Origin of the sequence: Mycetocola miduiensis, from assembly GCF_900115155.1 — a bacterium.
Lineage (GTDB): Bacteria > Actinomycetota > Actinomycetes > Actinomycetales > Microbacteriaceae > Mycetocola_A > Mycetocola_A miduiensis.
The window spans coordinates 114,280-127,388 of record NZ_FOVM01000005.1; the positions used below are offsets into that span (position 1 = coordinate 114,280).

A 13,109-nucleotide genomic window follows, 5' to 3' on the forward strand; every position below is an offset into this window, starting at 1 on the left:
AGGGGGGTTTGGGCGCCTCACCGGCGCATGTACGCGGTTTGTTCCGGCTGCTCGGCTTCCCGCCACTCACCGTGAACGTCGGGACCCTCGAGGGCCACCCGCAGCAGAGTGAGCAATTCGGACCGATTCGAGGCCCCAAGCCGCGAACGGATGCGCGCGATGTGATGCTCTGCCGTGCGCGGCGAGATGAACACCGTCTCACCGATTTCACGGTAGGTTTTGCCCTCGAGCACGAGGCGGGCAATCTCACGCTCCCGTGCGCTCAGACCCGTGTCGTCACGGATGCCGCCGACAGGGGCTCGGGTGGCGGCTTTGACCTCGGCGGGAGCCGAAGGCGCTGCCGCAGCCGTACCGGGGTGCAGGTCCCGAGCGCAGGCGAGGAGCCTCGCCATGTCTTTCCGTTCCTCGGTGCGCGCAGCAGCGTGGCCGGCCAGCCGGGATCCGTCCCAGGTCAGCCCGACCGAAGCCAGGCCACGCGCAGCGGTCTCCACTGCCGTCACCTCGAACGATTGGGCCAGCACCGACATCCATGCGCGTCCTGCCGCCGCCAGTACGAAGGCGAGGTGGCTGTGCTGCGCGGCACGCACGAGTGCAGCGGCGTGCGGAGCCAGATCCGATGGGCGTTCGGTCAGGATGGCGGCCTGCACAGCTGACCAGTGCAGCCGGACCGACCAGAGCGGGGGTTCGCCGAGCCGCGTGAGCAGGTCCCATGCCTGCGCCAGGTGGGATTGCAGGCGACCGGATTCCCGGAGACGAGCCGCAGCGACCACGAGCTCTTCGAACGGCATAAGGCTATACAGGTCGACGCCGGCGTGAAGGATGTTTTCCCTCGCACGCTGCCAGGCCAGAACCAGGGCGGGTACATCATCCGCCCGACGCGCCAGCCCGACCTCGATGGCACGCAGCAACAGTTCGTCGCGCTGTACGAGTCCGCCACCGGCCTGGGTCGCGTCTGCGATCGCTGCGCGCGCCCGCTCCGGCCGATCAGCCTGCATGGCGGTCCATGCGCGCAAGAGAAGAAGCCGGGGCCTTGCCACCGAGCCGCATTGACCGCGTTCGAGTGCCGCGTCGAGAATCGAGTCGGCGATGCTGAGTTCCCCGCTGTGAAGTGCCACAAGGGCGGCAAGGGCGGCCGGATAGTCCGGCAAGGGAATGACTGCACCAGAAGCGGACATGACGTCCGACGCGCGGGTGAGCGATGGAAGAGCATCATCCGCTGCGGGCGTGATGGAGTCGCGGATGCCTTGCCCGATCAGCTGAACCGCAACGGTCGACAGCGAGCGGGATCCGTCGCAGTCGCCGACCGAGAACATGCCTTCGGCGCCGTCCGTGTCGCCGACGCCGATCATTGCGACACCCGCGAGAGCGGCCGAGCAACCGGCTCGCTCGGTCCCCAACCACCGGTAGACCTCGGCGCTGCGCACGAGCATCCCCCGCTGGGCCCACACAGCGGCGGCGACGTCCGATGCCCGGGTCAGATCAGGCGGACTCTCATGGGCGAAAAGCTTGTCGAGGAGCCCTGTCGCCACCTCGAGGTCGCCGGTCGCCGCAGCGGCCTGTGCACGTCTCGCAGCGATGGCGAGCTCATCTGCCCCGGCGTCCAGGGCTTCGCCGTAGAGCGCGGATGCGAGCGACGGCTGGGTGGTCAGTACCGCGTCTCCCGCCTGGCGGAGGCTCTCTGCGACGCGGTCGTCTTTCAATCCGCTCCGTGCAAGTGCCCGGGCCGTCTCGGTGAGGACGCCACGATCGACGGGGTAGCTGGTCACGAGCGAACGCTGGAGGTTGCGGATGCGGTAGAGCGGGGTGGCGTGGAGCACCGTCTTCTCGATCAGGGGAATCTGCCTGCCATCGGGGAGAATCAGTCCAGCTGCGCGCGCCTCGGCGATGAGGGCGTCGACGCCCTCATCGCTTCGCTGCCCGAGCGTCTCCGGTATCTGCCCGGAAAGATCGAAACCGACCGAGAGCGTAAGCAGCAGCTCGCGCACCTCCGGATTTATCCGGTCGAGGTCGTACCCGATCTGGTCCATCACCGGGCAGAGGTCGAGGGTGGAAACGCTGTCGGTGAGCGTGCCAGCGATCCGGTCGACCAGCCACGGCATGCCAGCAGTCAGCTGCACCACCTGGGTCACCAACGCCGGCTGCGGCGGTGTGCCCATTGCAGCTGCCAACGCCATCGTGACGGCTTCGCGATCGAGAGGGCCGAGCACGACGGACGGGTGGTAGCGCTCGAGTGTGCGAGCGAGGCGCAGCAGAGCGGGCGGTTGTGGCCAGGACCGGTAGGCGACGATGAGATTGAGGTCGCGTTGCTCGACGACGGAGTGAAGCTCGGTGAGGGCGGAGTCGTTGAGTTTGTGCGCGTCGTCGACGAGGACTGTCCCGCGACCGTTGAGAGCGCGGGGGTGCGCCCCACTGGGCCCGCGCACCACGTCTACGCCTGCCGCACGGTAGTGCCCTTCAAGCTGGTCGAGGAGCGTGCTTTTTCCGGCCCCTCCCACCCCTGAGACGCCGACGAGCAGTCGCGACCGCGGTTCGGACTTCACCTCGTCGAGCAGCAGTCGTGCGCTCGTTGAACTCAACATGGCTCAGGCTTCTCCGGCGCCGTCGGCCGACGCCGCGGTGGTCAACGATTCCCGCCTCGTCATGGTGCGGGCTCCGGTGCTGGCTCGGGGGCCGGTGACGGCTCAGGGCCCGGCTCCGGTGTCGGATCAGGAGTCGGGTCCGGGGTTGGCTCCGGAGTTGGGTCCGGAGCGGGATCCGGTGTCGGTTCCGGTGTTGGTTCCGGAACCGGGTCCGGGGTCGGCTCAGGGACAGGGTCCGGCGTCGGAACCGGGGTTGGTGCTGGGTTCGGCGCAGGCGCAGGACTGGGCGCGGGGTTCGTTGTCGTTCCTGCCGGAGGAACGACCTCCTTCACTGGTGCGGTCTCAGCATCGCCGGGTGCGGGAGCCTGCGTCCCGGCTTCCGGTTGTGCGGGTTCCTCGGGAGGTTTAAGAGGCCCCCGGTCGTTTCGTTCGATCGGCTGCGGCACGATGGGGTTTGGCGCCGGTTCGGTGGTCGAAGACGGCACGACGGGTGTCGCCTCCTCTGTACCCTCCTGGTACTGGCCGGCAGCTTCGTCTGTGGCCGACGCCCCGTTCGATGTGAGGTTGGGAGATGCGGGTGTCGAACCGGCCACAGCGATGATCACACCGACCGCGGCCGCCATGCCGACCAACCGCGCCGCCTGGAAAGCCCTGGCCCGCACAGATGACATCGAGACGGCAGTCAGACCGCTGCTGCGGGCGATCTGGGCATCGGCCGGTTCGAGTGATTGCTCGGTGTCCGGTCCCTCTTCAGACCCGCCACCCGCGCCAACCCTCACCGCCCCGGGTAGTGCAGCCGCTGCCGCCAAGGCTGCCCCGAGTGCGATGGACGCTTTCGGGTCGGCATCGATGGCGAGAGGCCGCTTTACCTCCTCCGACAGCAATTGCGCGACAAGCGGCACCCTCGACGATCCGCCGATCAGGAGAATGGCGGCGAGGTCATCCGGTTCAACCCCCGCGGTCGCGAGGGCGTGCTGAAGGCTCGAGATGGTCTGGCGAACAGGCGCATCGATCAAGCCCTCGAACTCGGAGCGCACGATGCGGACCGAACCCTGGTTGCCGGGGAGCAGCACGGGGATCGACGCCTCAGAGTCGAACGAGAGGGCTTCCTTTGCTTCGGTGCACTCCCGGCGAAGTCGCGACAGTGCCACGAGAATTCCTGGATCCGTGGTGTCGAGGTCTCTGAAGGCGTCGCTGGCGTGAGCGACGACGTGCCCGAACACGGCGTCGTCGAAGTCGGAACCGCCCAGGCGTTCAATGCCTTCGGGCCGGCCGATCGGTTCGAAAGACCGATCGCCGGTCTTGGTGAGAAGCGCGACATCGAAGGTCCCAGCGCCCAGATCGTAGACCGCGATCGTGGCGCCCGCGTCGACACGAGCCTGAGAGGCGTAGTGAAGCGCAGCCGCCTCCGGCTCGGTCATCAGCGTGACATCCGCAAGGCCGACGCCGGCGAGGGCCTCACGAACCAGGGAGATCTTGTGTTGTCCCCAGCTTGCCGGGTGGGTGACGGTGATGGCATCCGGTGGAGCGCCTTCGCGTTCCTCGGCCCTGTCGACCACCCACCGTGCCATCGTCGCGAAGATGTCTTCGGGCGCGACCGTGAGATCACCCACCACGACCGGCACAGCGTCGCCGACGCGTCGCTTGAACTCACGGACCAGGCGCTCGGGATGGTCTCGTCCACGGCGTTCAGCGGATTCGCCGACGAGGACCTGACCGTCGTCGCCGAGAAAAATCACCGATGGCACCGCGCCGCCGCGCGTTCCGAGAGCCAGCGGCTCTGACGCCTGCGCCTCATCGCTGCCAGGACGGGTTATCGCTGCGGCCGTGAAGCTCGTTCCAACGTCAATACCAAGGGCGAAAGCCATCGCAAATTTTCCTCATCGAAGAACGGTTCATCTTCGAACCGTTATTCAGGCTCGGGGCCCCTCCAGCGTATGTGAGACTTCCTCATGCTCCAACCCCCGAACGGGGGCGTTGCGCGGGCTTCGATCGCGACGAGCCGTCAGCGCTTGCGGGAGAAGGCCTCTACCCGCTCTTCGGGGGTCAGTGCCTCCATCTCGGCGATGAAGGCGTCGCTGAAGAAATCGGAGGTCTCGAAGTCGCCGATCGGCACCACCGAGTGGGTGATGCGGTCTTCGTAGACGTGAAGGAGGTTGAAGGACTGCCCGCCGTTCATCCCGTTCGTCGATCTCGGCGGGTTGCCGAGATTCATCGTGTAGCAGGTTGCGGCGGCCACTGACACAGGGATTCCGGCGAACATCGACGTCATCGCAAAGTGGAGGTGCCCGGCGAGGATCGCCCGCACGTCCGTTCCGCGAAGTACCGTCTCAAGCCGGGACTGGTCGCGCAGTTCGAGAAGGTCGAACAGCGGTTGCGGGGCAGGCGCCGGCGGGTGGTGGAGGCCGACGATCGTGCCGAGCTCGGCCGGGGTCGCAAGTTCGGCGGCCAGCCATTCCAACTGGGAATCCTCGAGTTCACCGTGGTGGAATCCTGGCACGCTCGAGTCGAGTCCGATGAAGCGCAGCCCGCCAAGGTTCCAGACCCGGTCGATCGGGGTGTCGGACTCCTCCTGTCCGAGCAGCTGGCGGCGCATCGGCCCGCGTTCGTCGTGGTTCCCCATCAGCCAGATGAGTTCAGCATCCAGCCGCGCGGCCACCGGCTCGACCCGATCGCGCAGCCGGGCGTATGCATCCGTTTCACCGAGGTCGGTCAGGTCTCCGGTGAAAACCAGGGCAGAGGGGCGGATGCCCGTTGCCTCGACCTGCGCGAGAGCACGTTCCAGATTCGACTCGGTGGTGAGCCCGCCGTGCAGGAGTGCTCCCCCGGCGAGGAAATGGGTATCGCTCAGGTGCACCAGCACCTGGCGAGCGGGCGGATACTGGCCAAGCTGAATGGACATGCGCCCAGCCTAGCCAGCACCGCCGACGCCGATCAGGCGAAAAGTGCCTCGATCGGCCCGCGTGCGAAGTAGATCAGGAACCCGACGGCGACGATCCAGAGCAGCGGGCTGATCTCGCGCGCCTTGCCGCTCAGCGAGCGAAGAATCACCCAGGCGATGAACCCAGCGCCGATGCCATTTGCGATCGAGTAGGTCAGCGGCATGACGGTCACCGTCAGGAAGACGGGCAGCGACGTGGAGAACTCGGTCCATTCGATGTCGCGGATCTGCGACATCATCAGCGCACCGACGATGACGAGCGCAGCGGATGCAACCTCGCTCGGCACGATGCTCGTCAGCGGCGTGAGGAACATGGCCAGCACGAAGAGCAGACCGGTGACGATGTTCGCCAACCCTGTCCGGGCGCCCTCGCCGATCCCCGCGCCTGACTCGATGAAGACGGTGTTCGACGACGCGCTCGACGCACCACCGGCGACAGCGCCGATACCCTCGACGATGAGCGCGGACTTCAGGCGCGGGAAGTTGCCGTTCGCGTCGGCAAGACCGGCTTCCTTGCTGAGGCCGGTCATGGTGCCCATGGCGTCGAAGAAGTTCGTGAAGACCAGCGTGAAGACCAGCATGAGGGCGGCGAGAACGCCGATCCGTTCGAAGCTGCCGAAGCTGAACTGGCCGATCAGGCTGAGGTCGGGCACGCTGAAGATCTGGCTCGGCAACGCGGGGACAGAAAGGCTCCAGCCGCCCGGGTTTTCGCCGCCGTTCGACGCTCCGACGGGGAAGATCGCCTCGGCGATCAAGGCGATGACGGTGCCGACGAGGATGCCGATGAGCAGCGCGCCCTTCACCTTGCGTGCGACGAGAACACCGGTGATCAGCAGCGTCAACACGAAGACGATCGTCGGCAGCGAGGTCACCGACCCGTTGGTGCCCAGGCCGACCGGCGGCGACGCCTGGCCCGTCGACGTGACGAGTCCGGCGTTGACGAACCCGATGAACGCGATGAAGAGGCCGATGCCGACCGTGATGGCGATCTTCAGCTGGATCGGCACGGCTTCGAAGATGAGGCGCCGCAGCCCGGTCGCGGCGAGCAACACGATGAGCAGGCCGTTGATGACGACAAGACCCATCGCCTCGGCCCAGGTGACCTGCCCGACGACGCTGAACGCGAGAAACGAGTTGATGCCGAGGCCGGCGGCGAATGCGAATGGCAGGCGCGCGATCACGCCGAAGAGGATGGTCATCACGCCGGCGGTCAGCGCGGTGACGGCGGACAGCTGTGCGAAGCCAAGGCTGTTGCCATCGATGTCGACACCGCTCGACAGGATGATGGGGTTGAGGATGACGATGTACGCCATCGCCACGAACGTCACCAGGCCACCGCGCACCTCGCTACCGAAGGTCGAGCCCCGTTTGGTTATTTCGAAGAACCCGTCGACACGGTTCTTGACGGTTGGAGCAGTTGTCGTTGCCACGCGGGGGCCCTTCCAAGAAAAGAGGTGATGGGGCGACACCAGCGGATACTCACGTGGCGCGCAGAATTACAGCTTATTGCCAGCTGGATGCTCGTCTGCGCACGTCTCGTATTGCCGATACGGTATCGGAGGTACTCCCCTCCCCCTCTCGGAAAGAAGAACGCATGGCGCTGCCCTGGAAACTGCACGGTGACGGAAAGAACGTCGGCGCCCTTGAGGTGGTCGGCCCAGCCGAACGACTCAGCTGGCCGCGGATGATCGGACTGGGTGCACAGCACGTCGTCGCGATGTTCGGCGCGACGTTCCTCGTCCCAATCCTCACCGGCTTCCCGCCGTCGACGACGCTGCTGTTCTCCGGACTGGGCACACTCCTCTTCCTGCTGATCACGAAGAATCGGCTCCCCAGCTACCTGGGCTCCTCCTTCGCCTTCATCGCCCCGATCACCGTGGCAACCACAGCCGAGGGCATGGGGAGCGCGCTGTTCGGCATCGTGATCGTCGGCATCCTGCTCGCGCTCGTCGGCCTGCTCGTGCAGGTCACCGGGATCGGCTGGATCAACGCGCTCATGCCTCCCGTGGTCGCCGGCGCCATCGTCGCGCTCATCGGGTTCAACCTCGGCCCAGCGGCGTGGAACAACTTCCAGACCGCGCCCCTGACCGCGACGATCACCCTCGGAGCCGTCGTCCTGGCATCCGTTCTGTTCCGCGGCATCCTGGGGAGGATGTCGATCCTCGTCGGCGTCGTGGTCGGTTACATCGCCGCTGTGTTCCTCGGCGAGGTGAACTTCGACACTGTCGCGAAAGCGGCATGGGTCGGCCTGCCTGAATTCAACAGCCCAGCGAACCCGTTCACGAACCCGGCGCTCTGGGCGATCCTGCCCGCGTTCCTGCCGGTCGTCCTCGTTCTCATCGCCGAGAACGTGGGTCACATCCGCGGCGTCGCACAGATGGTCGAGGACCAGTCGATCAACAAGCTCACCGGCCGTGGCCTGTTCGCCGATGGACTCGCGACCGTCATCGCTGGCTTCGGCGGCGGTTCGGCGACGACGACATACGGCGAGAACATCGGCGTGATGGCCGCCACCCGCGTGTACTCGACGGCTGCGTACTGGGTCGCGGGCATCGTCGCGATCCTCCTCGGTCTCTCGCCGAAGGTGGGAGCGGTGATCAACACGATCCCTGCCGGGGTGCTCGGCGGTGTCACCACCGCCCTGTACGGCCTCATCGGGATCATCGGCGTGAAGATCTGGCTCGACAACAAGGTCGACTTCTCGAAGCCGAAGAACCAGTTCACCGCTGCGACGGCGCTCATCATCGGCATCGCGAACTACACCTGGCAGTTCGGCGACGTCATCTTCAACGGCATCGCGCTCGGGACGATCGCCGCGATTGTGATCTACCACGTGATGAACACCCTCGGGCGCCTCCGCGGTACGGACTGAGGCTGCCGGTCCGGGGCGGGCGGGGCGGACCGGCCCGCGCGCTTCGGGCCGCCGCCCATCCGCAAATACACGCACTACGGACCCACTCACCCGGCGCACCGGATGCCCCCGTCCGAAGCGCGTGATCCCGCACGAATGAGTGCCGCCGACCGAAACAGTCGACCCGAACGGCATCCGCAAGGGACCCGCACCGGCTCACGCGCTACGGACCACTCCCCCCGCGCACCCGATGCCCCCGTCCGAAGCGGGTGAATTCGCCGCGGCGAGGCCGGTCGGATCGGGCGGAACGGAGCGGGTGGGGCGGATCAGCCGCCGTGCAGCGCCGGCACGATGAGGTAGATCCCGAAGAGGATCGCGAGCCCACACACCGTGAAGCAGCAGTACGCAGCGATGAGCGCGACGCGCTTCTGCATCGGCGTCAGCGGGTTCTTCCGCGCGGCTTTGGCTGCCTTCTTCGCCGCCGACTTGATCTCAGCGGGGGTCAACACGGTGATGGCATCCGTGAACGCGGCAGGGATGACGACAGGCACCCGCCCGGCACGAACAAGCATTTTCAGGCCGAGGGCGTAGAACCCGACGACCAGGACGGTGCCGGTAAGCGCCGCGACGAGAACAACGATGAATCCCATCCAGTCGATCACTTTGCTACCTTCTTCGGCTCGATCTCGGGGGCGATGACGACCGCCTCGCCGGATGCCGCGACCTCACTGACAACGTTGTGGTGCCCGACAGTGTCGCGGCGCGACCAGAGGAAGATGAAGACGATCGTTCCGATACCAACGACGGCATCGAGGATGACTCCCCACGGGCCGAGGTGCGCGACGAGTGCCGCGAGAGCCCCGACAGCCCCGGCGGCAGGCAGGGTGAACAGCCAGCCGATGGCGATGCGGCCCGCCGTCTTCCAGCGAACGGTTGAGCCGCGGCGACCGATTCCGGAGCCGATGACCGACCCGGATGCCACCTGTGTGGTCGAGAGAGCGAAGCCGAGGTGGCTGGAGGCGAGGATGGTGGCGGCGGTACTTGTCTCGGCGGCGAATCCCTGTGCTGGTTTCACATCGGTGAGTCCCGTGCCGAGCGTCTTGATGATGCGCCAGCCACCCATGTAGGTACCGAGGGCGATCGCGACGGCGCAGACAACGACGACCCAGAATGGGGGGCCCGAGTCCGGCGCCAGCAGACCGACCGAGATGAGGGCCAGCGTGATGACACCCATCGTCTTCTGGGCGTCGTTGGTGCCGTGCGCGAGCGCTACCAGGGACGAGGAGAACACCTGGCCATACCGGAAGCCGGATCGACCGTCTGGCTTGCCGTCGTAACGGCGGGTGACGCCGTAGGCGAGCTTCGTAGCGACGAAGGCGATCAGGCCTGCGGTGAGCGGCGCCAGAACGGCGGGCAGGATGACTTTCGACATGAGCACGCCGAAGTCGATCGCACCGATGCCGAAACCGACGAGAGCGGCTCCGATGAGCCCGCCGAAGAGGGCGTGCGAGGAACTCGAGGGCAGACCGAGCAGCCAGGTCACCATGTTCCAGACGATCGCGCCGATCAAACCGGCGAAGATCAGTTCCGGCGTGATCAGTACCCCCTCGTCGCCCTCTTTGATGATTCCGCCCGAGATGGTTTTCGCCACCTCCGTCGACAGGAAAGCGCCCACGAGGTTGAGGATCGCGGCGAGACCCACGGCGACCTTGGGCTTCAAAGCGCCCGTTGCGATGGGTGTTGCCATCGCATTCGCGGTGTCGTGGAATCCGTTAGTGAAGTCGAAGAAAAGAGCTAGTGCAATGACGAGCACGATAATAAGGGTGATGTCCACCGGCATAGTTCTCTGAGTAAGGACTCCCCCGCACGCACAAGGCCCGGAGAGAATTCACCGGGAGTTCATGAAAACAGGATTGCCAGTTGAGTCGGCCGTAATGATGATTACACCGCTCGGTGCACGCGTCAACTTGAGCCCGGTGTTGCGACGGATGTCAGCGCCCGCCGCCACCACCACCGCCGCCCCCACCACCGGAGAAGCCGCCGCCTCCAGAGCCGCCCGAACTCGACGCCGTAGCGCTGGCAGACCACGGCGTCGACGAACCGGAAGAGGTCGCGAAGGTCCCGACGCCTGCGGAAAAGGCATACGGAGAAAAACCGGACCTGCTCGAGTACCAGTCCGGACCAGTGCCCGCCTGTTCGTAGTAGCGCCCCAGCTCCTCGGCCCACTGCTTGTCGATTCCCCAGAGGACCGCGAACGGCAGGAGCTTCTCGTAGAAGGCCACCATCTCGACCATGTTGCCCGGGTGGACCGAGTCCTCGACGCTGACCCTTTCTGCGCCGGCCGGGCTCTGCAGCATTGCGATGCGATCGGCCTCAGCCAGCGCCAGGTACTCGCGAAGGCCGAGCAGGTAGTCCCGCACCTCGGCGCCCTCCGCTGTCAGCGCCTTGCGGGAGGAGACGGCGAAGAAGGTCCCTATCGTCGCAGCCAACCCGACCACACCGGAGAGCACGACCCACGCGTTGACGCCGTACAGGGCCACGGCGGCGATGAACAGTCCGAAGAGGGCAACGAGCGCAATGATGGCCGCCGCGATGAACCAGCGGGCACCACGAACCCTTCGCTTCACCCGGTACCCGGCGTCGACGGATGCCTCTGGCGCGCCCGCTACGAAAGCCTGGACTTCTTTTGCCAGCTCGGTGTCAGTGGCGCTGAGGTCCTTCATCGCGCCTGGCCGCCTGCGTTGACCGAACAGCGCATCGAGGACCTCGACGTCCGCGGCGGATGCTCCGGCATCCGTCAGGAATTGCAGCCGATAGTCCGTCTTCGACGAGAACAGCGACGACGATTCGCCGTCGTCGATGATCCGCAGGTTGCGCCTCACAGCGAGGCTGAGAATCAGGGCAGGCATCGCCTTCGCTGCTTTGCCGATCAGGTCTGCAGCGACGAAGATGTCGAGTGCTTTCGGCACTGTGTATTGCGGCACGATGATGCCACGGCCTGGAGCGTCTCGCGTGTGCCGGCGCCTCGCGGCAAAGGCTGCGAGAAACGAGAGCACGCCTGCCCCCGCGAGCGCGGCAGGAACCACGGTGAATACCGGCCACGTGGACGGAATCTCGGGCGTCACAAAGGTGCCCTTGTCGAAGGCGATCGCCAGCGAGAAGTTTTCGCCCGGTGCGAGCCCGGCGACGGGTGACGCGAACTCCCTCCCGCCACCGACGCTCGTCTCTGAGAGTTCGCACTGCCTCGTCGACCCTTCCGGTCCCACGTAGCAGGCGGACTGTCCGGTCAGTGCGCCGGTCAGTTCCTCGGGAACCACGACACGCATCTGTGCCTCGGCGAACGGCTGCTCCCAACCGGTCCCGGGCGCATCCCAGTAGAACTCGTCTGCCTGGGTGTCAGCGAAGGCGCGCACGGCGTCGCGCTGCGTGTACTCGATCACGTAGGTCTGGCTGCCGCGGACGTAGTCGTCCGTGCCGAGCGCCAGCTGGATGAAGCCGTCCTCCGTCTCCGAGTCGTCGTACGGGACCGGGTTGCCGTTGGCATCCGTCACCGAAACAACCTGCGTGTGCAGGTCGACGCCGAGGTAGCCCTCGGGGATGGCCCGGATGATGCCCTTGTTCTGGTCGAAGTCGGGGAACTGTGCAACGAACGTCTCGATGGCGGTGAGGGTCGAATGACCCTGGTCATCCCTGCCGAGGGTGTACTCGCCGTCGAACGAGCTGAAGGTGAAATCCGATACGCCAGAGCGGATGCCGGGATCCGCGGCAACCGCAGGAACGGGAAGCCACAGCACACCCGCGGCGGCGAAGGCGAGCACAATCGCCGCGGTGCTGCGGCGGCGAGTCGAACGGGAATCGGGCCTCGGCTGAAGGGACATGACCTCAGCCTAGGAGCACTACATTTCTTCGTGGGTGTTCGGGTCTCCGCCGAACAGTCGCCCGTCGGCGCGGCCGAGTGCGGTGATCGCGGCGATCTCCTCCGTGCTCAGTTCCACCGGCGGGATGTCGAAGTTCGAACGCTGGCGGTCCGATGCGCCGACTTCGGAATCGGCACGACGCCGCGCAACTGGTGCCAGCGCAGCACCACCTGACTGGCGCTGATCCCGTGCGCTGCGGCGATGTCGCCGACAACGGATTCCTGGTACGGGGCGGCTCGCTTGCCGAGCGGACTCCAGGCCTCCGTCACGATCCCGTGCTCGGCGTGGAACGCGACGAGTGCCTCCTGGGGGAAATACGGGTGCAGCTCGACCTGGTTCACAGCTGGCAGGACACCGGTTTCGGTTCCGATCCGCTCGATCAACTCCTCGGTGAAGTTGGAGACGCCGATCGAGCGCACCCGCGAGTCCTTCTGCAACTGGGCCATGGCCTTCCAGCTTTCGGCGTACCGGCCGACGCGGGGGTTCGGCCAGTGGATCAGGTACAGGTCGACGGTGTCGACCCCGAGTGCCGCGCACGACGCATCGAAGGAACGCATGGTCTCGGCGTAGCCGTGGTCCCTGCCGGGAAGCTTCGTGGTGAGGACGATCTCGTTACGGGCCACGTCACTCTCGGCGATCGCCCGGCCGATGGCACCCTCGTTGCCGTAGTTCACAGCGGTGTCGATGAGCCGGTAGCCGATGTCGAGGGCGCTGATGACGGCATCCGTCGCCTCCTGCCCTTTCAGCGGGTAGGTGCCGAACCCGATGGCGGGGATCGTGTGGCCGTCGTGCAACGTGTGGGCGCGCAGGATGCTCATGCC

The 13,109-nt window shown here is 66.3% G+C and carries 8 protein-coding genes and 1 pseudogene; 1 reads left to right on the top strand and 8 read right to left on the bottom strand.

Annotated elements, in window-relative coordinates; genetic code table 11:
* Window positions 1–17: 17 nt before the first annotated feature.
* From BM197_RS09615 to BM197_RS09630, 4 genes are all read right to left on the bottom strand, one after another.
* Complete coding sequence (locus BM197_RS09615; RefSeq protein ID WP_245762478.1) at window positions 18–2,579, bottom strand: LuxR C-terminal-related transcriptional regulator; 2,562 nt, start codon at window positions 2,577–2,579, stop codon at window positions 18–20.
* A 59-nt stretch (window positions 2,580–2,638) separates the two neighbouring features.
* On the bottom strand, window positions 2,639–4,447 hold the full coding sequence (locus BM197_RS09620; protein WP_090710942.1) for an Hsp70 family protein: 1,809 nt from the start codon (window positions 4,445–4,447) through the stop codon (window positions 2,639–2,641).
* Between the two features lie 137 nt (window positions 4,448–4,584).
* On the bottom strand, window positions 4,585–5,481 hold the full coding sequence (locus BM197_RS09625; RefSeq protein ID WP_090710943.1) for a phosphodiesterase: 897 nt from the start codon (window positions 5,479–5,481) through the stop codon (window positions 4,585–4,587).
* Window positions 5,482–5,513: 32 nt separating this feature from the next.
* Window positions 5,514–6,950 carry an NCS2 family permease gene (locus BM197_RS09630; protein ID WP_245762479.1) on the bottom strand — a complete coding sequence of 479 codons (1,437 nt, stop codon included), beginning with the start codon at window positions 6,948–6,950 and terminating at the stop codon, window positions 5,514–5,516.
* 164 nt (window positions 6,951–7,114) lie between these two features.
* Here BM197_RS09630 and BM197_RS09635 point away from each other — a divergent pair, with 164 nt between their 5' ends.
* Window positions 7,115–8,392, top strand: a complete 1,278-nt coding sequence (locus tag BM197_RS09635) for a uracil-xanthine permease family protein (RefSeq protein WP_090710945.1) — start codon at window positions 7,115–7,117, stop codon at window positions 8,390–8,392.
* A gap of 305 nt (window positions 8,393–8,697) precedes the next feature.
* Here the strand turns inward: BM197_RS09635 and BM197_RS09640 are convergent, their stop codons facing one another.
* The 4 genes and pseudogenes from BM197_RS09640 to BM197_RS09655 all read right to left on the bottom strand — a co-directional run bounded on the left by BM197_RS09640 (window position 8,698) and on the right by BM197_RS09655 (window position 13,106).
* Window positions 8,698–9,021, bottom strand: coding sequence for a peptidase (locus BM197_RS09640; protein ID WP_090711210.1), 324 nt, complete (start codon window positions 9,019–9,021; stop codon window positions 8,698–8,700).
* Window positions 9,022–9,029: 8 nt separating this feature from the next.
* The gene (locus tag BM197_RS09645; protein WP_090711208.1) at window positions 9,030–10,205 is read right to left on the bottom strand and encodes an inorganic phosphate transporter; all 1,176 of its coding nucleotides are present in this window, start codon (window positions 10,203–10,205) and stop codon (window positions 9,030–9,032) included.
* Window positions 10,206–10,362: 157 nt separating this feature from the next.
* Complete coding sequence (locus tag BM197_RS09650; protein ID WP_090710946.1) at window positions 10,363–12,249, bottom strand: DUF2207 domain-containing protein; 1,887 nt, start codon at window positions 12,247–12,249, stop codon at window positions 10,363–10,365.
* An 18-nt stretch (window positions 12,250–12,267) separates the two neighbouring features.
* Window positions 12,268–13,106: pseudogene (locus BM197_RS09655) on the bottom strand (aldo/keto reductase).
* Window positions 13,107–13,109 lie beyond the last annotated feature (3 nt).